This is a genomic window from Pseudomonas sp. GW821-FHT03E01 (assembly GCF_059420765.1).
The window spans coordinates 228751-253130 of the sequence record NZ_JBWKUI010000003.1 but is presented as its reverse complement, the minus strand read 5'-3'; the positions used below and the strand labels follow the sequence as shown (position 1 = coordinate 253130).

Sequence of the window (24380 nt, the reverse complement as noted above, 5' to 3'; positions counted from 1 at the left end):
AGAAATAACGAATTTTCCTAATGCCATTGTCGATCGGTCGCGCTTTAGTGTGGAGTCAGGTGGGGTAGGGTGACTGGCCTGAATTGACTGCAATGGATTGCACCATGAATGAGCTCCTTCACCACGTTGCCGCACCTCATCCAGCCCCATCGTTGCGAATGCGCGACGAACTGAAAGCTGCACTGGACATCGCTCTCCCCCAAACCCCCGGCCAGTTGGGCGCACACCTGATCAAGGAAAAATGGGGGCAGGACATCGACCCGCAGACGACCTTGATGGTCACCCTCGATTACCACTACAAGGGCCACCCTGAAGAGAACGGTTTCCAGCAGGGCCAGGTGGCGAACTCGCGGTCGCTGCTGCAAGCGCTGCTTTCAAATTACCAGACGGTTGGGGACGGCCGTTTTGCTGAAACCGCCTTTGGTCTGTACACACCGCCGGACGTCGGCCCGACGGTGCGGATTGTCGAGCATGTCGACGAGTTCGCTGATTACGGCAGCGGCAATCACGACACCTATGAAGGCATCTATCGGCAAACGACGCCGCAGACTTACGGTCCCGCCTCACAACTGAAGCTGAGGCCGGCCGATTTCAAGAAATGGGTCTGGGAGCTGGACTTCAAGCACGTGTACGAGACCTATCTTGAAAAGGTCTGGCCCTCTGACGAGGTGCTCACTGCGTCCGGCCCGTACGCCTTGAGGACATCGGTCAAGGCAGCGTTTGTGATGACGGCCTGGTTGCAGTTCAAGGAGCGCTGCCTGTCGCAAAAAGGACTTGAGCTCGCGATGGAGGCGGCTGGCTTGCCGCCCGGTCAGGCATGGGAAACGCTGACCATCGAACAACTGCAAGCGGCGACGCGCACCCCTTTGTCCGTCAGGGCCGGCCGTTTGAAGCTATACCGTTACACCGCAACAGATATCTGGGCGTTCCGTGACACTGCCAGTACCCGAGTGCTGCTGTACATCCCTGGCAACTCTTCTCCGCTGCACGAATTCACCGATGCCACTCAACTGCACCAATGGGTCGTCGCGCAGGGCAAGCTCAGCGAGACAAAACAGGCATTGGCCGCCCATTTTGCCGAAGATGATCGCGAGGACGGTACGTTTCATGCGGGAGTGCTGACGGCATTGGACGGCATGGCGCAGTACCCCGCGATGCATCGGCTGACCAACAACGCCGGTTTTTTCAATAACGACGGCTACTGGGACCCCGCCGATTACATTGGCTACGACAATCCGCCATCGGCGACCGATCCGTTTGCGCAACTGGTGCTGACGATGAAGCAGGCCGCCCACGCCAGTATCGAAAGCATTCGTACCGATGCACAGGTCAATCGTGACAATTTAAGTGCGGTGGTCGAACCGGTGGTGCAATGGATCAACCGGTTCGGGCCATTGGCGTTGTTCGTCCCGGGAGGCGAAGGCATATTGGCGCTGGCCGGGCTTATTGACGCCGGTTACGGTCTTGATCAGGCAGTAAACGGTGAGACACCACGTGAACGGTCGGAGGGCGTGTCGCGCACCGTGTTCGGTTTGCTTAATGCGCTGCCGATCGGCGCACAAGCGGCGCTGAAGGATGAAGCGGCTGTCGAGTCAGTACATCCGTCTTCGCAAATCGCCGTTGCCCCGACGCCCGAGCCACCGGTTTCCGTGCTGTCCTCCCGCGTGGAGCTGATCCGCGGAATCGGCCCGACTGTGGCGTCTTTCAGCGATGAAGTCCTGGCACAGATCGGCAAGGTCAGTGTGATTGACGATGACATGCTGCGACTGATGCAAACGGGGCGTCCACCTACGCCTTTACTGACGGATACGATCAGTCGCTTCAAGATCGATCAGGATCTGGGGGCGGCCGGCACGCCTGAGCAATTCAACAGGCGTTACGCCGCACTTCAACAGTCGGAACATGAATGGGTGCGGCTGTTTCAGCAGCAATACCCGGCGCTGCCCAAAGGTGCCATCGAACAAATGCTCGACCGCTATGGCGTGGATATCCAGCAAGCCCCCGATGTGACCGAGGTCAGGCAAGTGTTCACGCGTCTGGACAGCAAGGCGCGGCAGTACCAGCAGCATGTGCGGCTCAATCGCGCTTATGAAGGACTTTATCTGCGTTCGGTGGCGAGCCCGGACTCGGACATCCTGGCCTTGCACTCGCTGCAAAACCTGCCGGGCTGGCCGCGGAACCTGCGGATCGATGTCCTTGATCAATCCGTCGCGGGGCGAGTGCTGGACCGCATCGGCGCGCAGGATGCCACGGAGGTCCGGCGCTTGGTCAGAGTCGGACAGCACTATCTGCATCAGGCCTCGCCAACAGACTTTTATACGGCGCTTCTCGGTGTGTTGACGGACGACGACCGTTCAGCGCTGCTCCTGACGTCGCCTGGTTCAGTCGACGAACTGCGACTTGCCATCAGCAACCAGGCGTTGCCCCGATCACAGGTGATACTCGGGCTGCAAAGAATGGACGGTGGGTTGCCATTCGATGCCCACGGGCTCAGCGGCGGCGGTTTTCCGGGAACGCCCCAGGCCGAGGCGCTGACGCACCAGATGATGAGGCTGCAACTCAAAGAGGTCTATCCAGACTTCACCGATGCCCAGGCAGATGCGGTTCTTCAACGCGAAGGTGTAAACGCGCAGGCGCACATTGAGTGGTTGAAGCAACAGCTGCAGCAACTCGACATCGACCTGACCGCCTGGGTAGATCAGGTGGCGGATGACATTCATGACATGGCTATCGATTTCCTGGCCCCGAATGATCCCGAAGCAGCGGGATTGAGCGCTGCACAAATCGAGGCCTATAACGTTCAGTTGGTGCAGACCGAAATGCAACAGGAGCGAGCGATTCGAAATGAGTTGGCCGAGGAGCTGGTCTCCATCTGGCAACGACGCAGGGCGCTGCAGGATCCGTTATTGCCTGCTGATCAGATACGCGGCGTCAGGCTGGATCTCGACTTCGAGAATTATCACCGGTTACCCACGTTGAATGTCCGGTTCAATAATATTCTCGAGTTATCGATGCGCGGCTTTCACCTGACTGAAGAAGAAAGTCTGAACGGATTTCTCGAGTGTTTTCCAAATCTTGAAGTGCTGAACCTGGAAAATGTCGACCTGAGTCACTTCAACCATGGCGGCCTTGCGGAGTGTGCACTGCCTCCTTCGATCAACCAGATGGCGCGTCTCTCTTCGCTGAATCTGAGGTCGACGAATCTGACGTTCAATGAGCGCGCCGCCTCTCAATTGACCGGGTTGACACACTTGCAGACGCTGGACCTGAGCAACAACCCGCTGGGCGTCCCGCCTTTGGTGCTCGGAATGAACGACTTGCGCTGGCTGAACCTGAGCAACACCGGGATCACTGGTTGCCCAGTCGGAATCATGGAGCAGCCCTATCTGACGTCATTGGACCTGCGTAATAACCAGATAACCCGAGTGCCGCCAGCAGTACTGAACCAGGCTATCTCGAGGGACCGTGTGCTGCTGCAGGGCAATCCATTGACGGATGAGGACACCTTGTTGCGCATTGTCGATCATCGGCGGCGAACGGGTATCAACCTGTGGTTAAGTGATCCCGGGGTTAATTACGGGAATGTCATCGAGTGGTTGCGCGAGGGCGATGAGGAGTTGCAAGCGACGCGACGATTGATCTGGCAGAGGCTGGCAGCCAGGCCCCTTGGCGCCCGGTTCTTGAGGGTAATGGATGGACTGAGCCTGACGGCGGACTTCCGGGTCGATTATCTGCCGCTTCAGGCGAGGGTGTGGCGACTGCTCGGTGAAGCCGATGCTTCGCAAGCGCTTTGGGAAAGACTGGTCCAGGATATTGAATCGGCCGAGGTCGATCCTGAAAACCCGTTTGCGCTGTTCACGGCACTTGAGGACCGTGCCCGGTTTTATCGGAACTGGGAGGCCATGGGGCGACCGTTTCCGATAGGCACGCAGTAAGGGAAAAACCTTGAACCCCGCAAGGGGTTCAAGGTGTGACGATCAACGGCGACGGAACAGCGGCAGCGGTTCGTCGGTGGCGGCCTGATAGGTCACCGAGAAGTCCTTGAGGCCTTCAAGGGCTTCGTAGGGGTCTTTATCGGCGCGAATGGCAAACGCATCGAAACCGCAGCGGTGCATGTAGAACAACTGGTCGCGCAGCACATCGCCAATTGCCCGCAGTTCGCCTTTGAAACCATAGCGGTCACGCAGCAGACGGGCGTTGGAGTAGTTGCGACCATCGGTGAAGGCCGGGAAGTTCAGGGCGATGACCTGGAAGTTCGCCACGTCATCACCGATTTCTTCAGCTTCTTCATCGGCATCCAGCCACACACCCAGGCCGCCATCGCGGGCCATGAGCATGCGGCTGTGTTCGCGCCACATGTGCAACGGGACGATCAGGTCGTCGCAGTTGCTGATTTCATCGATGTTGAAATCTTTCGGCAGCAAGTGCCAGGTTTCGTCGACGACTTCGTTGTTCTTAATTATTCGCTGCATAGACGCGCTCCTTGAAGAGGTCGATGCCGATACGCTGATAAGTGTCGATGAAGCGCTCGTCTTCGGTACGTTGTTCGATGTACACGTCGATCAGCTTCTCGATCACATCAGGCATGGCTTCCTGGGCGAAGGAAGGGCCGAGGATCTTGCCCAGGCTCGCATCGCGGCTGGCGCTGCCACCCAGGGACACCTGATAGAACTCTTCGCCTTTCTTGTCCACTCCGAGAATACCGATGTGGCCGACGTGGTGGTGACCACAGGCGTTCATGCAGCCGGAGATGTTCAGGTCCAGCTCGCCAATGTCGAACAGGTAGTCCAGGTCGTCGAAACGGCGCTGGATCGATTCGGCGATCGGGATCGACTTGGCGTTGGCCAGGGAACAGAAGTCGCCGCCAGGGCAGCAGATGATGTCGGTCAGCAAGCCGATGTTCGGTGTGGCGAAACCTTGCTCGCGCAACTCGCCCCACATGGCGAACAACTGGCTCTGCTCGACATCGGCCAGAATGATGTTCTGCTCGTGGGAGGTGCGCAGCTGACCGAAGCTGTAACGGTCGGCGAGGTCGGCAACGGCATCGAGCTGCTTGTCGGTGATGTCGCCCGGTGCAACGCCGGTCGGTTTCAGGGACAGCGTCACGGCGACGTAACCCGGCTTTTTGTGGGCCAGGGTGTTGCGGGCACGCCAGCGGGCGAAACCCGGGTGTTGCTTGTCGAGGTCGGCCAGTTCGGCCGTCTGGTTGTCCAGAGCCTTGTAGTCTGGATCGACAAAGTGCTTGGCCACGCGATGTACTTCGGCCTCGGTCAGCGTGGTCTGGCCACCGCGAAGGTGTTCCATTTCCGCATCGACTTTCTGCGCGAACACTTCAGGCGTCAGGGCCTTGACCAGAATCTTGATCCGCGCCTTGTACTTGTTGTCGCGACGGCCGTAGCGGTTGTAGACCCGCAGAATGGCGTCGAGGTAGCTCAACAGGTCCTGCCACGGCAGGAATTCGTTGATGAACGCGCCCACCACCGGAGTACGGCCCAGGCCGCCACCGACCAGCACACGGAAGCCCAGTTCGCCCGCGGCGTTGTGCACCGGCTCGAGGCCGATGTCATGGACTTCGATGGCCGCACGGTCGGACGTCGAACCGTTGATGGCAATTTTGAATTTACGCGGCAGGTAAGCGAATTCCGGGTGGAACGTGGTCCACTGACGGACGATTTCGCACCATGGCCGCGGGTCGATCAACTCGTCGGCGGCGACACCGGCGAACTGGTCGGTGGTGACGTTGCGCAGGCAGTTGCCGCTGGTCTGGATCGCGTGCATCTGCACGGTCGCCAGCTCAGCCAGGATGTCCGGGATGTCTTCCACGGCCGGCCAGTTGAACTGCACGTTCTGCCGGGTACTGATGTGGGCGTAGCCCTTGTCATAGTCGCGGGCAATCTTGGCCATCATTCGCGTCTGGCGCGAAGTGAGTTGGCCGTAAGGCACCGCCACCCGCAGCATCGGGGCAAAGCGCTGGATATAAAGGCCATTTTGCAGGCGCAGGGGGCGGAATTCTTCTTCGCTCAGCTCGCCTGCCAGATAGCGTCGGGTCTGATCACGGAACTGCTTGACGCGGTCCTCGATGATCCGCTGATCGTACTCGTCGTATACGTACATATAAGTCCTGTTCTCAGGCTTGGGCCGGTCGGATACAGCTGCGTTTTCGCAAGCTTTCATCCGATTCTGCCTCGGCAATTCTGCGCGCACGGCCGCGCACTCCCAACGGAGCCGACGCAAGATACCAGTTTGCAGTTATGCGCAAAAGTGATGTTTGAGTATATGCAAAGAACCAAAACGACTAATGAAAGTCGTTGTGATAAAACCCTCATTTGTCGTGCGGGCAATCATCGTCTTAACTGTGCTCGAGTCTTTATGCAATCACCGATAAAACCGACAAGAGGCGATGCAATGAGCAACCCAACCAAAGCAAGGAAAAGCGATAGCACGGTCGATGCTTGGGCGATTCTGTTCCTGATCATCCTGGTCGTGGGTACGGCGGTATTCTGGGTCAGCCATCAATAAACGACCCCGTCCGGGCCCGGCGCCGACGATTGTCGGACAAAAAGCCGGAATATGCGCCGTTTCCAGGGACTTCGCTGGCTATAATGCGCGGCGGATTTTCGGGGGCTCGGACGATCAATGTTGAAGTTCTTCTATGGTGTAGTGCTGGCGCTTGGCGCGGTGCTGGGGCCGTGTGCCCAGGCGGCGTCCGTATTGTTCCTCAATCCCGGGACCAGCCAAGAGACGTTCTGGGTCAGTTACTCGCAGTTCATGCAGACCGCGGCCAAGAACCTGGGCATGGATTTGCAAATCCAGTATGCCGAGCGAAACGCCGAGACCACACTCAAACAGGCCCGCGAAGCGCTGCAAGGGCCGAGTCGGCCGGACTATCTGGTGTTCTCCAACGAACTGTATGTCGCCCCCGAAATCCTGCGCCTGGCTCAAGGCAGCGGTGTGAAGCTGTTTTTGGTCAACAACGGCCTGACCGCCGACCAGATGCGTCTGCTCGGCGCCCAGCCGGACAAGTATCCCGACTGGTTGGGTAGCCTGGTGCCCAACAATGAGGAGGGCGGCTACCTGATGCTCAAGGAACTGATTCGCCTGCATGGCCCGGTAGCACCCGGTGAGGTCATTGAACTGGTGGCCTTTTCCGGCCTGAAAATCACGCCGGCCGCGCAAGAGCGTGAGCAGGGCATGATGCGGGCATTGGCCGAACACCCCGAAGTGCGGTTGCGCCAGTTGGTGTACGGCGGCTGGACCCGCGAGCGCGCCTATGAACAGGCCAGGTTATTGTTCAAGCGTTACCCGCAAACATCGCTGGTCTGGTCGGCCAACGATGAAATGGCGTTCGGTGCCATGCAGGCATACGCCGAAACGGGAGGCCAGCCGGGCAAGGGTGTGCTGTTCAGTGCCATCAACAATTCACCGGCCGCGTTGCAGGCGCTGTTGGAAGGGCGGCTAAGCGTGTTGTTGGGCGGGCACTTCACTCTGGGCGGCTGGGCTCTTGTGCAGTTGCATGACTACGATCAGGGGGTGGATGTCAGCCAGTACGGCGGGCGCGACCGACAGATTCCCTTATTGCAGTTGATCGACCACGCGCAAGCCCGGCGATTGCTGGGCTTGAGTACCACTCAGGATTACGACGTGGATTTTCAAAAGCTCTCGGCCAAGGGGCGGCCGACGTCGTACCGCTACCCGTTCAACCTGCAAACCTTGATGCATTGAGCCGGCTCAGATCCCGGCCAGGTGCAACACCAGTTTGACGATGCCGAACAGCGTCAGGGCGAACACCACCGTGAACAGAATCCCCAGAATCACAAAATGACTGGGCTTGCCATGGGTGAAGTCCCGGGCCCGGTTTTTCCCGCTCTGCACCCCGAACGCCGCCGCCATGACGCTGTGCAGCATCTGCCAGAAGGTCGGCGGCTTGTTGTGATTATTGTTGTCGACTGGATCGTCCATAAATCCCCCGTCACGAATGTGTATGAGGCAAGCATAGACAACAGACTCGAACTCTGTGGGAGCCGTTGTGGCGAGGGAGCTTGCTCCCGTTGGGTCGCGAAGCGGCCCCAAAAAATGGGACTGCTACGCAGTCCAACGGGAGCAAGCTCCCTCGCCACAAAGGCTCGCTCCCACAGGGGAAGGGGTTAGTTGTCGTAACCCAGGTTAGGCGCCAGCCAGCGCTCGGTCACGCTCAACTCCTGGCCTTTGCGCGAGGTGTAGCTCTGCACCTGATCCTTGTCGATCTTGCCCACGGCGAAATACTGCGCCTGTGGGTGAGCGAAGTACCAGCCGCTGACCGCCGCCGCCGGGAACATCGCGTAGTGCTCGGTGAGGAATACGCCGCTGCGGCCGGCCTTGAGCTCTTCCGCTTCCGGGTCCAGCAGCTTGAACAGCGTGGCTTTCTCGGTGTGATCCGGGCACGCCGGGTAGCCCGGAGCAGGGCGGATGCCGGTGTATTGCTCTTTGATCAGCGCCTCGTTGTCCAGCGTCTCGTCCTTGGCGTAGCCCCAGTAGTCTTTACGCACTTGCTGGTGCAGCCACTCGGCGCACGCCTCGGCCAGACGGTCGGCCAACGCCTTGACCATGATCGAGTTGTAGTCGTCGCCCGCTTCCTGATAGGCCTTGGCCACTTCTTCGGCGCCAATCCCGGCGGTGGTGATGAAACCACCCACGTAGTCGGTCACGCCGCTGTCCTTCGGCGCGACGAAGTCGGCCAGGGAGAAGTTCGGCTTACCGTCGGTCTTGATGATCTGCTGGCGCAAGTGATGCAGCTTGGCCAATGGCTTGCCGTCGTCGCCATAGACTTCGATGTCATCGTCGCGCACCTGGTTGGCCGGCCAGAAACCGAACACCGCACGGGCGCTGATCAGCTTCTCGTCGATCAACTTGGCAAGCATTTCCTGGGCATCGGCGTACAGCGCGGTGGCGGCTTCACCGACCACTTCATCCTGCAGGATGCGCGGGAACTTGCCGGCCAGGTCCCAGGAGATGAAGAACGGTGTCCAGTCGATGTATTCGGCCAAAACCTTCAGGTCGATGTTGTCCAGTACCTTGGCGCCGGTGAACGTCGGTTTGACCGGCTCATAATTGGCCCAGTCGAACTGCGGTTTCTTGGCGATGGCTGCCGGGTAGCTCAGGCGCTCGGTGCGGGCGCTGCGGTTGGCGGTGCGCTCGCGAACGTCGATGTATTCCAGGCGGGTCTTCTCGACGAAACCGGCTTTCAGTTCCTTGGACAGCAACTGCGTCGCCACGCCCACGGCGCGGGAGGCGTCGGTGACGTAGATCACCGCGTCGTTGCTGTACTTGGGCTCGATCTTCACCGCCGTGTGCGCCTTGGAGGTGGTCGCGCCACCGATCATCAGCGGCAGATAGAAGTCCTGACGCTGCATTTCACGGGCCACGTGAACCATTTCGTCCAGCGAAGGCGTGATCAGGCCGGACAGGCCGATGATGTCGCATTTCTCGTCTTTGGCGACCTGCAGGATCTTCTCCGCCGGCACCATCACGCCGAGGTCAACGATGTCGTAGCCGTTACAGCCCAGCACCACGCCGACAATGTTCTTGCCGATGTCGTGCACGTCGCCCTTGACCGTGGCCATGAGGATCTTGCCCTTGGCTTCCGGCTTGTCGCCTTTTTCCAGTTCGATGAACGGGATCAGGTGGGCCACGGCCTGCTTCATCACGCGGGCGGACTTCACCACTTGCGGCAGGAACATTTTGCCGGCGCCGAACAGGTCGCCGACGATGTTCATGCCGGCCATCAACGGGCCTTCGATGACTTCGATCGGGCGCGCGAACGACAACCGCGATTCTTCAGTATCTTCAACAATGTGCGTGGTGATGCCCTTGACCAGCGCATGCTCCAGACGCTTGTTGACGTCCCAGTTGCGCCACTCTTCGGTCTCGGCTTCCTTGACGCTGCCGTCGCCCTTGTACTTGTCGGCGATGGCGAGGAGGGCGTCGGTGCCTTCCGGAGTACGGTTGAGGATCACGTCTTCAACGGCGTCGCGCAGCTCCACCGGGATCTGGTCGTAGATCTCCAGTTGGCCGGCGTTGACGATGCCCATGGTCAGGCCGTTGCGGATTGCATACAGCAGGAACACCGAGTGAATCGCCTCGCGCACCGGGTTGTTGCCACGGAACGAGAACGACACGTTGGACACACCGCCGGAGCTCAGGGCGTAGGGCAGTTCGTCGCGGATGTAGGCACAGGCGTTGATGAAGTCCACAGCGTAGTTGTTGTGTTCTTCGATACCGGTGGCCACGGCGAAGATGTTCGGGTCGAAGATGATGTCTTCCGGCGGGAAGCCGACTTCGTTGACCAGAATGTCGTAGGAACGTTTGCAGATTTCTTTCTTGCGCGCTTCGGTGTCGGCCTGGCCGGCTTCATCGAAGGCCATCACCACCACCGCGGCGCCGTAGCGTTTGCACAGTTTGGCGTGATGAATGAACTGCTCGACACCTTCCTTCATGCTGATGGAGTTGACGATGCCCTTGCCCTGGATGCACTTGAGGCCGGCTTCGATCACTTCCCACTTGGAGGAGTCGATCATGATCGGGACGCGGGAGATGTCCGGTTCGCCGGCAATCAGATTGAGGAAGGTCACCATGGCCTTCTTCGAATCGAGCATCCCTTCGTCCATGTTGATGTCGATCACCTGGGCGCCGGCTTCGACCTGCTGCAGGGCGACTTCCAGGGCCTCGGTGTAGTTGTCTTCACGGATCAGGCGGGCGAACTTGGCGGAACCGGTGATGTTGGTCCGCTCGCCGACGTTGACGAACAACGAGCTGCGATCGATGGTGAACGGTTCCAGGCCCGACAAGCGGCAAGCCTTGGGGATGTCCGGAATTTCACGCGGGGCGTAACCGGCGACCGCTTTGGCGATGGCTTCGATGTGGCCCGGTGTGGTGCCGCAGCAGCCGCCGACGATGTTGAGGAAGCCACTTTGGGCGAACTCTTCGATGACCTTGGCGGTTTGGGCCGGCAGTTCGTCGTACTCGCCGAATTCGTTCGGCAGGCCGGCGTTCGGGTGCGCCGACACGTGGGTGCTGGCCTTGTTCGACAGCTCTTCCAGGTATGGGCGCAATTCACGGGCGCCGAGGGCGCAGTTCAGGCCGACGGAAATCGGCTTGGCGTGGGCCACGGAGTTCCAGAACGCTTCGGTGGTCTGGCCGGAGAGGGTGCGGCCAGAGGCATCGGTGATGGTGCCGGAAATCATGATCGGCAGCTCGACGCCCAGCTCTTCGTAAACCCCTTGCACGGCGAAGATCGCCGCTTTGGCGTTGAGGGTGTCGAAAATGGTTTCGATCAGGATCAGGTCGGCGCCGCCTTCGATCAGGCCTTTGGTGGCCTCGGTGTAGTTCTCCACCAGTTCATCGAAGGTCACGTTGCGGTAGCCGGGGTTGTTCACGTCGGGCGACAGCGAGCAGGTACGACTTGTAGGGCCGAGCACCCCGGCGACGAAACGCGGCTTGTCCGGGGTTTCCAGGGTCTTGGCGTCCGCCACCTTGCGCGCCAGGCGTGCGCCTTCTACGTTGAGTTCGTACGCCAGGCCTTGCATGCCGTAGTCGGCCTGGGACACCTGGGTGGCGTTGAAGGTGTTGGTTTCCAGAATGTCGGCGCCGGCATCCAGGTAGGCTTTTTCAATAGAGCCGATCACATCCGGGCGGGTCAGCACCAACAGGTCGTTGTTACCTTTGACATCGCTCGGCCAGTCGGCGAAGCGTTTGCCACGGTAATCCTGTTCCTCGAGCTTGTAGCTCTGGATCATTGTCCCCATGCCGCCGTCGAGAATCAGGATGCGCTCTTTGAGGGCGTGCTTGAGAGCTTGAAGGCGAACGCTGCGATCGGACATTTGGACTACTCGGTAAGGCCATGACGAAGGGCCGGGATAATAACAAACCTGTGTGCTTTTGGAGCATATGCCGGTTTTGCATGAATATCGTTCATGTTGGTGCGCGGGTTGGACCGGTAGAATCGCGGCGTTTTCTCATGATCAGGACCAGGGATATGTCGTATCGCGTCGTCACCAGCCTATTGATGCTGTTTTTAAGCGGGGGCGCCGCTGCGCAAGGTCCGGACATTTCCTACGTTCGCGACATTCAACCGATCTTCACCGAAAAGTGCGTGGCCTGCCATGCCTGCTACGACTCCGCCTGTCAGCTCAATCTGGGCAGTGGCGAAGGGGCGTCCCGAGGTGCGACGAAGGCGCCGGTCTATGACGGCGAACGGAGCAAGGCCGCCGCGCCGACCCGGTTGTTTTATGACGCCTTCGGCAAGCGTGCCTGGCAGCAAAAGGGCTTCTATTCAGTGCTCGACGCCCAAGGCAGCCAGGCGGCACTGATGGCGCGGATGCTTGAACTAGGCCATAGAACGCCGTTACAACCCAACGCCAAATTGCCGGAAGAGATCGTCCTGGGCCTGAACCGGGAAACGCTGTGCGCCATGCCGGCGGAGTTCGACGGTTACGCCAGCTCTCATCCGAAGGAGGGCATGCCGCTAGCGGTCACCGGTCTTACCGATCAGCAATACCAGACGCTGCAGCGCTGGCTGGCCTCTGGCGCGCCGATCGATCAGCAGGGCCTGGTGCCCAGCGCCAGGGAAGCCTTGGAAGTGGTGCAGTGGGAAAACCTGCTGAATGCGCCGGGCGCCCGGGAGAGCCTGGTCGGGCGCTGGCTGTTCGAGCACTGGTTCTTGGCCCATATCTATTTCAAGGACGGCGAGCCGGGGCATTTCTTTCAGTGGGTACGTTCGCGCACGCCGACGGGGCAGCCCATCGACCTGATCAACACCCGCCGTCCGAATGATGATCCGGGCACTCAGGTCTATTACCGTCTGTGGCCGGTGCAAGGCGTGATCGTGCACAAGACCCACATCACCTACCCGCTGAGCGCGGCGAAGATGGCGCGGATCAAGAGCCTGTTTTACAACGGTAACTGGCAGGTCAACGCGTTACCGGGCTACGGGCCGGAGCGGCGGGCCAATCCGTTTGCCACGTTCGAAGCGATCCCGGCCCAGGCGCGTTACCAGTTCATGCTCGATAACGCCGAATACTTCGTGCGCACCTTTATTCGCGGCCCGGTCTGCCGGGGCCAGATCGCCACCGACGTGATTCGCGACAACTTCTGGGCACTGTTCCAGGCCCCGGAACATGACCTTTACATCACCGACCCGAAATATCGCGGCAAGGCTACGCCGTTGCTGGCGATGCCGGGGCAGAACGATGACGTCGGCAGTGTCCTGAGCCTGTGGCACGACTACCGCAACAAACGCAACGAATATGAGGCCCTGCGCCGGGACAGCTATGCCGACTTGCCAGCGCCGAGCTGGTCGACCCTGTGGGCCGGTAATGACAATGCGTTGCTGAGTATCTTCCGGCATTTCGACAGCGCCTCGGTGACCAAGGGCCTGATCGGCGATGTGCCGCAGACGATGTGGCTGTTCGATTACCCGTTGCTGGAACGCACGTATTACCAGTTGGCGGTCAACTTCGATGTGTTCGGTAACGTGTCCCATCAGGCCCAGACCCGGCTGTACTTCGACCTGATCCGCAACGGCGCCGAGCAGAACTTCCTGCGCCTGATGCCGGCCAGCTCACGGGACGGCTATCTCGACGATTGGTACCAGAACAGCGGCAAGTTCAAGATGTGGCTGGATTACGAGGACATCGACAACGACAAGCCGACGGCGCTGACGCTGGACGAAAACGACCCGAAACGCGATTTCGCCTTGCAGCTGCTGTCCCGTTACGGCGAACTCAATGCCCGGCCTGATCCGATCAACCGTTGCGACGGCGCTTACTGCTCGCGGCCGAACATCGATCCGGCGTTGCAGAACGCCGAGCAAGCCTTGAGCCGCCTGACGTCGCGCCCGGCCGCCGGTTTGAAAGTCATCGATCAGTTGCCGGAGGCCACGATGTTGCGCATCGAGACCCCAAGCGGCAAGCGCGAGGTCTACAGCCTGCTGCGTAACCGCGCCCACAGCAACGTGGCGTTCCTGCTCGGGGAGTCGCTGCGTTATCAGCCGGGGCTCGACACGTTGACGATCTATCCGGGTGTTCTGAGCAGCTACCCGAACTTCATGTTCAACATTCCGGCCGGGCAGGTGCCGGCGTTTGTCGACGAGATGGAAAATGCCAAAGACGCCGCGAGTTTCGAAAAAATCGTCGAACGCTGGGGCATTCGTCGCAGTCATCCGCAATTCTGGCAGTATTTCCATGATCTGAGCCGGTACATCCACGACACCGACCCAGTGGAAGAGGGCGTGCTGGACATGAATCGCTACGAGAATCTCTGAAATGCCTGCAACCCGGTGTGGGAGCCACAGTTCCCGACAAAAATACTAGGACTTTGTGCGGCGCGTCGATTGGCGTAAACTGCGTCCAAGCCTGCGAGGAGTTTCCATGACCGCTATTACCATTACCGACGCCGCCCATGATTACCTGGCCGATCTGCTCTCCAAGCAGAACACCCCGGGTATCGGCATCCGCGTCTTTATCACCCAGCCTGGCACCCAGTACGCCGAAACCTGCATTGCCTACTGCAAGCCGGGCGAAGAAAAACCTGAAGATACAGCGCTGGGGCTCAAAAGCTTCACCGCCTATATCGACTCGTTCAGCGAAGCGTTTCTGGACGATGCGGTAGTCGACTACGCCACCGACCGCATGGGCGGCCAACTGACCATCAAGGCGCCAAACGCCAAAGTACCGATGGTCAACGCCGACAGCCCGGTCAACGAGCGCATCAACTACTACCTGCAAACCGAGATCAACCCGGGGCTGGCCAGCCACGGCGGTCAGGTCAGCCTGATCGATGTGGTCGAAGACGGCATCGCCGTGCTGAAGTTCGGCGGCGGTTGCCAGGGCTGCGGCCAGGCAGACGTCACCCTGAAGGAAGGCATCGAGCGCACCTTGCTCGAGCGCATTCCCGAGCTCAAGGGTGTACGTGACGTGACGGACCATACGCAGAAAGAAAACGCCTACTACTAAGGTGTTCGCTGCGACATAAAAAAACGGTGCCCGTGAGCACCGTTTTTTTATGGATGATCGATAACCTGTGGCGAGGGAGCTTGCTCCCGCTCGACTGCGAAGCAGTCGCAATCCAGCCGATGCATTTTCCCGTGATGAATGCGTTGGCTGATTTTGGGACCGCTGCGCGGTCCAGCGGGAGCAAGCTCCCTCGCCACAAGTGCTTCAGGGTCTGTATAGGTGCGCATGCCCCGCGCGATACAGCGACGATTCACTGAAGTGATCGCTGCCCAGCACTCGACCCACCAGAATCAGCGCCGTTCGGCGAAAACCCTTGGCTTGTACCTTCTGCGCAATGTCCGCAAGCGTTCCCACCACCCAATCCTGATCCGGCCAGGTCGCCCGGTGAATCACCGCGATCGGGCAGTCGGCGCCGTAGTGCGGCAGCAATTGGGCAAGGATCTTCTCTAGATGATTGACCCCCAGGTGGATCGCCATGGTCGCCCCGTGTTGCGCCAGGCTGCCCAGTTCTTCGCCAGCGGGCATGGCGGTCTTGTCGGCGTAACGGGTCAGAATCACGCTCTGTGACACGTCCGGCAGGGTCAGTTCGGCCCCCAAAAGGGCCGCGCAGGCGGCGGTGGCGGTGACGCCGGGAATGATTTCGAAAGGGATGTCGAGTTCACGCAAGTAGCGAATCTGCTCGCCGATCGCGCCGTACAGACTCGGGTCGCCGGAATGCACCCGGGCCACGTCCTGGCCGTTGGCGTGGGCGGTCTTGATCAGCTCGACGATCTGTTCCAGGTGCAGTTCGGCGCTGTTGACCACCTGTTCGGCCCGGTGGCCTTCCAGCACGGCGGCGGGGACCAGGGAGCCGGCATAGATGATGACCGGGCAGCTACGAATCAGCCGCTGGCCTTTGACGGTGATCAGTTCCGGGTCGCCGGGGCCGGCGCCAATGAAGTAGACGGTCATCGTCGTTTCCTGTCAGAAATAGGGCCTGGGCATGCTTCAGATGAAGAATGCTCATGATCGAAGGCGGGGATTATCGGGGATTTTACGCGGCGCTGGCCAATGCCAGGGTGGCCTGGGCGTATTTTTGTCGTGGAATCAGCAGCTTTGCCGGTGCCTGGGCCAATTGTTCGGCCAGGGCCAACGCAGCGCTTTCCGCCACGCCGTAGCAACCGGTGCGTTCAAACGCGATGTCCGAGTGGTGGCTCAGTTGTGCTTGATAGGTCGCCAATTGTTCGCTGCTGAAGTACATCAGCGGCAATGCCAGCTGTTCGGCCAGTTCGATCAGGCCAGGTTCATCGCGCTTGAGGTCGATGCTGGCCAGGGCCTTGATCTCACGAAGCTCGATTTGATGGGCCTGTAACGCCTGATCGAGCAGCGCCCGCAGCGTGCTGACGGGGCAGCCGCGCTGGCAGCCCAGGCCGACCACCAGGGTCGGCACTGTGCCGTTTTCAGTCATGCGCTGTAATGGCCATCGCTTTTGCGGCGGAACAACCAGGCGCTGATCAGGCCCAGGGCCAGCCAGAACGCCACGTTGGTCAACTGCGAAGCGATTTTGAATTGTGCTTCCAGGGCTTCCGGCGCCAGCATCGAATGGACTTCCGGTTGTGGTGCGCCAATCACATGCGGCACGGCCAGGATCGCCACGCCGAGAACTTTCATCAGCCAGTGACGGCTGAACACGATCAACGCGATGCCGACGGCCGTGGACGCGGCAGTGCCGATCCACCAGATTTGCCGTTGCGCCAGATCAGCCGCGGCAGTGCCCGGCAGCTCAGGCGGCAGGCCGAGAGTCGGAGCCAGTACGAACGTCGCATAACCGGCCAGGCCCCAGAGCAGGCCCTGAGAGGTTTTGGTCGGTGCGCGCAGGGTGTAAAGACCGGCGAGCATCAGGGCGAAACCGACGGCTACCACCAAGTTGCCGCCGGTAGTGGACAGCACGCGCTGCCAGCCGTCTTCCGGTTCCCAGGCTTCGGCATCGTGGGTATGAGCGACTGCGCCCGCGGCGTGCTCGTGGATTTCAACAGCAGCCGGCTCGGATTTTTCGTAGGTCTCGGCCTGCAAAATCAGCGGGGAGACCCAGAAGCTTTGCAGCAGGGTCAATAGCAGGGCGGCCAGCAGCCCGGTGAAACCTGCGGTTTGCGCAATACGCTTGATCATCTCAGCAGGTCTCAATGGCACGGAAAGGCGGAGCTGTGACGGGTATCGTGCGCGGCGTTGTGCACCGCTTCGATGTGCGAGAAACCGGCGAAATACACAAGGCTGGCGCCAAGGATCGACGCACACACGGCGGCGGTCAGGCGTTGAGTCAGGGTCGTGGTGGTGCTGGCGATGCTCTTGTCGGTGTTGCTGGCGGTGCTGCTGATGATCGTCATGGCGCTTCCCTCTGGTCTGTCAGCGGGTGAATAGAGCGCATGAAAATCTCCGCACGCCAAGGGCTCGCAGAGATTTCGAACAGCGCCCGCCCACCGCGGGTTTGTTATTCAGTGAACGTAAAAGTCACTTTGTGTTGCGGGCCGGTCTCCGGGCTCGCGAGGGGCTGGGCTTGCGCCTGGACCTGCAAGCATCACCTTCCCATGCCATATGACCGGCACAGTGGATCTGACGCTTCACTCGCTTACCGTTGCGGGGGCAGCACCGGACTGACATGGCTTTAGAGTAAAGCACATGATTCACCGGTTTCCCGTTTCACCCTGTGAAGGGCACCCGTAACAAGGCGTGTAGGAGAGCATGGGCGAGGGCGGGGAGTCAATTGGCAGGGGTTCTCACTAACACCCAATATCTGTGGCGAGGGGGCTTGGTCCCGCTCGAGCGCATAGCGGTCGCATCGGATTCATGCGGTCTGTCTGTAAGATTTGCAGTGCATGGTTTCACGACTGCTTCGCAGCCGAACGGGAGCAAGCTCCCTCGCCACAGGCAAGCCCCCTCGCCACAGGTGATCGCATTCGCCGACAAGACATTGACCCGCCCCCACACGATGCGTAGCCTTGCGCTTTCGAGGTTCTTCGGCGTCTGTCGAAGCTAAGAAGGGAACGCGGTCGATGCCGCGGCTGCCCCCGCAACTGTGAACGGTGATGTTCGCTGCCACGCCACTGCAAACCCTGTGCAACGGGTTCGCGGGAAGGCGCAGCGAATGCCGGGCCAATGCCTGGCACACCGTCAGCCAGGAGACCTGCCTCGACACAGATTCTCACTTTCAACCGGGCGGGGTGATCCGGTGGCGAACTCTTCAGGCACGCGCGCCCGCGTTGCCGGTTGTCGTCCCGTATGCCCGCCACCTTGCCAAAGGGCATCCGATGAAAACACTGGCCAAACTCCCCGTCACCATCGTTACCGGCTTCCTCGGTTCGGGCAAAACCACCTTACTGCGGCACATGCTCGACAACGCCCAGGGCCGTCGCATCGCGGTGATCGTCAACGAGTTCGGCGAGCTGGGCATCGACGGCGAGATCCTCAAGCAATGCTCCATCGGCTGCACCGAAGAAGAGGCCAGCGGCCGCGTCTACGAGTTGGCCAACGGCTGCCTGTGCTGCACCGTTCAGGAGGAATTCTTCCCGGTGATGCGCGAGTTGGTTGCTCGCCGCGGCGACCTCGACCACATCCTCATCGAAACCTCGGGCCTGGCCCTGCCAAAGCCTTTGGTTCAAGCTTTCCAGTGGCCGGAAATCCGCAGCGCCTGCACCGTTGACGCGGTGATCACCGTGGTCGACAGCCCGGCCGTCGCTGCCGGCACTTTCGCTGCATTCCCGGATCAAGTGGACGCCCAGCGCAAACTCGACCCGAACCTGGACCACGAATCGCCGCTGCACGAACTGTTCGCCGACCAACTGGCCAGCGCCGACCTGGTGATTCTCAACAAGGCCGACCTGATCAGCGCCGCAGACCTGGCCCGCGTGCGCCTGGAAGTCGCCGAAGAGCTGCCACCGGCGGTGAAAGTCATCGAAGCCAGCAGCGGTCGCTTGCCACTGGACGTGCTGATCGGCCTCGGTGCCGGTTCCGAAGAACACATCGACAGCCGTCACAGCCATCACGATCATCACCATGAAGGTGAAGACGACCACGATCACGACCATGACGCGTTCGACTCCATCTCGATCGAGCTGCCACAAGCCGACGAAAGCCTGCTGATGGACGCGCTGACGCAACTGGTGGTGCAGCACGGTATTCTGCGGGTCAAGGGTTTTGCAGCGGTGCCGAACAAGCCGATGCGCCTGCTGATTCAGGGCGTGGGCACGCGTTTCGACAAGCACTTCGATCGTCAGTGGGGCACCGAGGAAGCGCGCACCACCCGTCTGGTGTTGATCGGTCAGGCGCTGGACGCCGTTCAACTCGAAGCGCAATTGCGCGCTGCGCTCAGCGTTTAACCCATGCACCTGCTCAGGACCCAGCCCGGCGGTTTCGTGTCGGATGACAACATTGCCGACCTTGGACAAACTCCCGCCGAGCTGGTGATCCTGTGCAGCGGCGATTCCAGTCTGGCGTTGCTCGCCGAGGCGGCGCAGCAGCTGCCCGACGATTACCCGAGCCTGCGCCTGGCCAACCCGATGCAGGTGCAGAATCACGCCTCGGTCGATCTTTATGTCGACGAAGTGCTGCGCCACGCCAAGGTGATTCTGATCTCGCTGCACGGCGGCATCGCCTATTGGCGTTACGGCATCGAGCGTCTGGTGGAATTGTCCCAGCGCGGTGTGCAGTTGATTCTGGTGCCGGGTGACGATCGCCCGGACCCGGAACTCAGCGATCTGAGCACCGTGGCCCCCGAAGACCGCGACCGGCTCTGGCACTTCCTGCGTCAGGGCGGCATGGCCAATGCGCTCGACCTGTTTCGCTGCCTTGCCAGTCGTTGGCTGGGTCGTGATTATCCATGGTCCGAGCCGCAAACCCTGCCACGCACCGCGATCTACCACCCGCAAAAAAGCCCCGCGCACCTTCAGGATTGGCAAGCCGATTGGCAGGCCGATCAGCCGGTGGCGGCGGTGCTGTTTTACCGCTCGCACTTGCAGGCGGCGAACACCGGTTTCATCGATATTTTCTGCCAGCGTTTGCAGGCGGCAGGGCTCAACCCGTTGCCGATTGCGCTGGCCAGTCTGAAAGAGCCAGGCTGCCTGGCGGTGGTCGAGGACTGGCTGGATGAAGTTGAGGCGGGGGTGATTCTGAACACCACCGGTTTCGCCCAGTCCAGCCCTGAAGCGCCGCACCTGCGGCCGTTTCGTCGCAACATCCCGGTGATCCAGGCGATCTGCGCCCAGGACAACGAGCCCGGCTGGCTTGCCAGCGAGCAAGGCCTCGGTCCCCGTGACTTGGCGATGCACATCGCGCTGCCGGAGCTGGACGGGCGAATCATCAGTCGGCCGATCAGCTTCAAGGATCTGGCGTGGCGCAGCGAGCGCAGTCAGTCCGACGTGGTTTGCTATCGACCACAACCGGAACGCATGGATTTTGTCGCTGAACTGGCGCGGCGCTGGATCGATCTGGCGCGGCTGCCCAACAGCGAAAAACGCATCGCCCTGATCCTCGCCAACTACCCGACTCGCGATGGACGCATCGGTAATGGCGTCGGTCTCGACACCCCGGCCGCGGCGCTGAACATCCTGCGTGCCCTGTACGCCGAAGGTTATCCGTTGCCGGCCGAGTTGCCGGACAGCGGCACCGCGCTGATCCAGCAACTGCTTGGTGGTGTCAGCAATGATCTGGACACTATCGATCAACGTCCGTGCCAGCAAAGCCTGGCGCTGGATGATTACTTTTTGATGTTCAACGCACTGCCCGAAGCCAATCGCGAGGCGGTGCTGCAACGTTGGGGCACGCCCGAAAGCGATCCGATGTTCCGTGGCGGGCGAATGATGATTGCCGGGTTGCGCTTCGGCCTGACCTTCGTCGGCATTCAACCGGCGCGGGGTTATCAGGTTGACCCGAGCGCGGTCTATCACGACCCGGACCTGGTGCCGCCCCACGGTTATCTGGCGTTCTACTTCTGGTTGCGCAACACCTACGGCGCCCACGGCGTGATCCATGTCGGCAAGCACGGTAACCTCGAATGGCTGCCGGGCAAGGGCGTCGGGTTATCTGAAAACTGCTGGCCCGACGCGCTGCTCGGACCGCTGCCGAACATCTATCCGTTCATCGTCAACGACCCGGGCGAGGGTGCCCAAGCCAAGCGCCGCACGCAAGCGGTGATCATCGATCACCTGATGCCACCGCTGACCCGCGCCGAAACCTACGGCCCGCTGCGCAACCTTGAGTTGTTGGCTGACGAATATTACGAAGCGCAGTTGCTCGATCCGCGCCGCGCCCGGGAACTGCAACGCGACATTCTGCAACTGGTGCGCGACACGCACATTGATCGCGAACTGCAGCTGGACGAGAAGCTCGACAGCGATGCCGACGCGGCGATCTGGTTGCCGCGCCTGGACACTTACCTGTGTGACTTGAAGGAATCGCAGATCCGCGATGGCCTGCACGTGTTTGGCGAGTCGCCGACCGGGCGATTGCGCATCGACACTTTATTGGCCTTGCTGCGCATTCCTCGCGGTGACGGTCGTGGCGCGCAATCGAGCGTGCTGCGGGCGCTGGCCAAGGCGTTCGAATTGGGCTTCGATCCACTGGATTGCGTGTTGGCTGATCCTTGGAACGGTCCTCGGCCGGATGCCTTGCAGGCGGTCAGTGATGAGCTGTGGCGCACGGCGGGGGATACCCGTGAGCGTCTGGAACTGTTCGCCGCGCAGTTGATCGAGCAAGCCTTGAGCGCTGAAATTGCTCCGTTGAACCAGCCAGGCTGGTCCGACGTGAGCGCGATCATCGACAGTTTGCGCGAGGTCGTCGCCCCGCGCCTGGACGCCTGCGGCCCGGCGGAAATGCGCGGCCTGCTGGACGCCCTCAGCGGGCGATTCGTCCCGGCCGGGCCGAGTGGTGCGCCCAGCCGTGGACGGCTGGACGTGTTGCCCACCGGGCGCAATTTCTATTCGGTGGACGTGCGCAACCTGCCGACCACCACGGCGTGGCGCATCGGTTTTCAATCCGCGAACCTGATTCTTGAGCGGCACTTGCAGGATCACGGCGATCACTTGCGTCAGCTCGGCCTGTCGGTCTGGGGCACCGCGACCATGCGCACCGGCGGCGATGACATTGCCCAGGCCATGGCCTTGATGGGTGTGCGGCCGGTGTGGGCGACGGGCAGTCAGCGGGTCGACGACTTCGAGATTCTGCCGTTGAGCCTGCTGGACCGGCCGCGGGTGGACGTGACCTTGCGCGTCTCCGGATTCTTCCGCGATGCCTTTGCCAACCTGATCCGGCTGTTCGACGCCGCCGTGCAAGCGGTCGCCGCGCTGGATGAACCGGACGATCTCAACCCGTTGGCAGCCAAGGTTCGTGCCGAGCGCGAAGCGCTGCTGACGTCCGGTCTGGATGAAGAAGCGGCCAGGCGACAGGCCGGCTGGCGGATCTTCGGGGCCAAACCGGGTGCTTACGGTGCCGGCGTGCAAGGTGCCATCGACGGTCGTTTGTGGCAGAGCCGCGAAGACCTGGCCGAGGTTTACCTGAACTGGGGCGGCTACGCTTACGGCGGCTCCGATGAAGGCACCGCCGCACGCGAGCAGTTCGCCCAGCGTCTGAGCCAGGTGCAGGCCGTGCTGCAAAATCAGGACAACCGCGAGCACGACTTGCTCGATTCCAACGACTATTACCAGTTCCAGGGCGGCATGCTGGCGGCCGTCGAAAGCCTCGGCGGCGCAGCGGCGGCGAGTTATCACGGCGACCACAGTCAGCCGGACTTGCCGAAGATCCGCACATTGAAGGAAGAGCTGAACCGGGTGATCCGTTCCCGGGCGGCCAATCCGAAATGGATCGACGGGATCAAGCGTCATGGCTATAAAGGCGCGTTCGAACTGGCGGCGACGGTCGATAACCTGTTTGCGTTCGACGCCACCACGCAGTTGATCGACGATCACCAGTATGCGTTGCTGGCGGACGCCTATTTGCTTGATCCGGCGACCCGGGAGTTTGTTCGCGAACACAATCCCCACGCCTTGCGCGACATGACCGAGCGCCTGCTCGAAGCGCAGCAACGGGGGATGTGGCAGGAGCCGGGTGAATACCGCGAGGCGCTGGAGAATTTGTTGCTGGACATAGAAGAAGACAGTTAGCCGGTGAGCAAAGGAAATTTGTGGCGAGGGAGCTTGCTCCCGTTGGGCTGCGCAGCAGCCCCAAAACAAAAAACCAGGCTCTGTCAGGCACACCGCATTTTCAGGTTTTACGACTGCTACGCAGCCGAGCGGGAGCAAGCTCCCTCGCCACAGAGTAATCACCGACCATGACCGAGATTTGAACATGACCGACACCCCCCATTTCCCGCTCTCCGCCGTGGTCGGCGCCGATGACTTGAAGCTCGCCCTGTACCTGACCGCCATCGACCCGAAAATCGGAGGCGTGCTGATCGAAGGCCCGCGCGGCATGGCCAAGTCGACCCTGGCCCGAGGCCTGGCGGACCTGCTGGCCAGCGGTCAATTCGTTACCTTGCCCCTGGGCGCCACCGAAGAACGGCTGGTCGGCACCCTCGATCTCGACGCGGCCTTGAGCGAAGGGCGCGCACAGTTTTCTCCGGGTGTATTGGCCAAGGCCGACGGCGGCGTGCTCTACGTCGATGAAGTGAACTTGCTGCCCGATCACCTCGTGGACCTGCTGCTCGACGTGGCCGCCAGCGGCACCAACCTGATCGAGCGCGACGGGATTTCCCATCGGCATTCGGCGAAGTTTGTGCTGATCGGCACCATGAACCCGGAAGAGGGCGAACTGCGCCCGCAACTGCTCGACCGCTTTGGCCTGAACGTCGCCCTCAGTGGCCATACCGCACCCGCCGAGCGCGGCCAGATCATCCGTCGTCGACTGGATTTCGACAGCGATCCGCAAGGGTTCTGCGCCGAGTGGGAAAGTCAGCAACACGCCCTGCGCGAGCGTTGCCAGAAGGCGCGTGCGGCCCTGGCGAGTATCCCGCTCGACGATGCCGCACTGGCGCAGATCACCGAGCGCTGCTTTGCTGCCGGCGTCGATGGCTTGCGGGCCGACCTGGTCTGGCTGCGCGCGGCGCGGGCACATGCGGCGTGGCGCGGTGCGAACGCCATTGCCGAAGAGGATATCGACGCGGTCGCCGAATTTGCCTTGCGTCATCGTCGTCGGGAGCATTCGACCTCTGCGCCGCAAAACTCCCAAGCGCCACAGCAATCCCCTGCGCAAACCACCAACCCGAACGAAGGTCAGGGCCAGTGGGGCGAAATGCCCGCCCAGGCGCTGCCGGTCGGTGCTCGACGTGAAGTGCCGAGCTGGCCAAAAAAGCCCTAGGCATTCGCCCTCGATCAGACGCGGGGGCGAATGCCAGACCCCGCGCAGGCCGGCTGGATCACGGTAAACAGG

15 protein-coding genes and 2 riboswitches are annotated in these 24380 nt (G+C 61.0%); of the genes, 7 read left to right on the top strand and 8 right to left on the bottom strand.

Going from position 1 to position 24380, the window contains the following annotated elements:
* Positions 1–104 precede the first annotated feature (104 nt).
* Positions 105–3935: a dermonecrotic toxin domain-containing protein gene (locus tag AC07VO_RS06650; protein ID WP_192351055.1), complete on the top strand. Its 3831-nt coding sequence runs from the start codon at positions 105–107 to the stop codon at positions 3933–3935.
* A gap of 42 nt (positions 3936–3977) precedes the next feature.
* On the opposite strand, the gene AC07VO_RS06645 is transcribed toward AC07VO_RS06650, so the two are convergent.
* Together AC07VO_RS06645 and AC07VO_RS06640 are read right to left on the bottom strand one after the other, a co-directional pair.
* Entirely contained in the window at positions 3978–4472 is a 495-nt protein-coding gene (locus tag AC07VO_RS06645; RefSeq protein WP_018927639.1) for a DUF934 domain-containing protein, read from the bottom strand.
* Positions 4456–6114: a nitrite/sulfite reductase gene (locus tag AC07VO_RS06640; protein ID WP_018927640.1), complete on the bottom strand. Its 1659-nt coding sequence runs from the start codon at positions 6112–6114 to the stop codon at positions 4456–4458. The genes AC07VO_RS06645 and AC07VO_RS06640 overlap by 17 nt, the downstream gene beginning before the upstream one ends.
* Positions 6115–6636: 522 nt before the next feature.
* Between AC07VO_RS06640 and AC07VO_RS06635 the strand changes: the two genes are divergently transcribed.
* Positions 6637–7722, top strand: coding sequence for an ABC transporter substrate-binding protein (locus AC07VO_RS06635; protein ID WP_018927641.1), 1086 nt, complete (start codon positions 6637–6639; stop codon positions 7720–7722).
* Between the two features lie 6 nt (positions 7723–7728).
* Here AC07VO_RS06635 and AC07VO_RS06630 read toward each other — a convergent pair whose 3' ends face one another.
* The gene (locus AC07VO_RS06630; protein ID WP_018927642.1) at positions 7729–7959 is read right to left on the bottom strand and encodes a DUF2970 domain-containing protein; all 231 of its coding nucleotides are present in this window, start codon (positions 7957–7959) and stop codon (positions 7729–7731) included.
* A 185-nt stretch (positions 7960–8144) separates the two neighbouring features.
* Positions 8145–11855 (bottom strand): methionine synthase, encoded by a 3711-nt coding sequence (metH, locus tag AC07VO_RS06625; protein ID WP_018927643.1) that lies wholly within the window; start codon positions 11853–11855, stop codon positions 8145–8147.
* A 155-nt stretch (positions 11856–12010) separates the two neighbouring features.
* On the opposite strand from metH, the gene AC07VO_RS06620 reads away from it, so the two are divergent.
* Both AC07VO_RS06620 and nfuA read left to right on the top strand, forming a co-directional pair.
* On the top strand, positions 12011–14296 hold the full coding sequence (locus AC07VO_RS06620) for a fatty acid cis/trans isomerase (protein ID WP_086946280.1): 2286 nt from the start codon (positions 12011–12013) through the stop codon (positions 14294–14296).
* 106 nt (positions 14297–14402) lie between these two features.
* On the top strand, positions 14403–14987 hold the full coding sequence (gene nfuA, locus AC07VO_RS06615; protein ID WP_007946504.1) for a Fe-S biogenesis protein NfuA: 585 nt from the start codon (positions 14403–14405) through the stop codon (positions 14985–14987).
* Positions 14988–15191: 204 nt separating this feature from the next.
* Here nfuA and cobM read toward each other — a convergent pair whose 3' ends face one another.
* From cobM to AC07VO_RS06595, 4 genes are all read right to left on the bottom strand, one after another.
* The gene (gene cobM / locus AC07VO_RS06610) at positions 15192–15938 is read right to left on the bottom strand and encodes a precorrin-4 C(11)-methyltransferase (RefSeq protein WP_064617085.1); all 747 of its coding nucleotides are present in this window, start codon (positions 15936–15938) and stop codon (positions 15192–15194) included.
* Between the two features lie 82 nt (positions 15939–16020).
* Complete coding sequence (locus AC07VO_RS06605; protein WP_064617086.1) at positions 16021–16434, bottom strand: cobalamin biosynthesis protein; 414 nt, start codon at positions 16432–16434, stop codon at positions 16021–16023.
* Positions 16431–17135 (bottom strand): CbtA family protein, encoded by a 705-nt coding sequence (locus tag AC07VO_RS06600; RefSeq protein WP_111454625.1) that lies wholly within the window; start codon positions 17133–17135, stop codon positions 16431–16433. The genes AC07VO_RS06605 and AC07VO_RS06600 overlap by 4 nt, the downstream gene beginning before the upstream one ends.
* A gap of 11 nt (positions 17136–17146) precedes the next feature.
* Positions 17147–17350: a CbtB domain-containing protein gene (locus AC07VO_RS06595; protein WP_018927647.1), complete on the bottom strand. Its 204-nt coding sequence runs from the start codon at positions 17348–17350 to the stop codon at positions 17147–17149.
* Between the two features lie 122 nt (positions 17351–17472).
* Positions 17473–17700: riboswitch (cobalamin riboswitch) on the bottom strand.
* Between the two features lie 256 nt (positions 17701–17956).
* Positions 17957–18169, top strand: a riboswitch (cobalamin riboswitch).
* Positions 18170–18271: 102 nt separating this feature from the next.
* Between AC07VO_RS06595 and cobW the strand changes: the two genes are divergently transcribed.
* The 3 genes from cobW to AC07VO_RS06580 all read left to right on the top strand — a co-directional run bounded on the left by cobW (position 18272) and on the right by AC07VO_RS06580 (position 24308).
* Positions 18272–19339, top strand: a complete 1068-nt coding sequence (cobW, locus tag AC07VO_RS06590; RefSeq protein ID WP_192351057.1) for a cobalamin biosynthesis protein CobW — start codon at positions 18272–18274, stop codon at positions 19337–19339.
* Positions 19340–19342: 3 nt separating this feature from the next.
* Positions 19343–23116 (top strand): cobaltochelatase subunit CobN, encoded by a 3774-nt coding sequence (cobN, locus tag AC07VO_RS06585; RefSeq protein ID WP_192351058.1) that lies wholly within the window; start codon positions 19343–19345, stop codon positions 23114–23116.
* Positions 23117–23300: 184 nt separating this feature from the next.
* Positions 23301–24308: a magnesium chelatase ATPase subunit I gene (locus AC07VO_RS06580; RefSeq protein ID WP_064617088.1), complete on the top strand. Its 1008-nt coding sequence runs from the start codon at positions 23301–23303 to the stop codon at positions 24306–24308.
* Positions 24309–24380 lie beyond the last annotated feature (72 nt).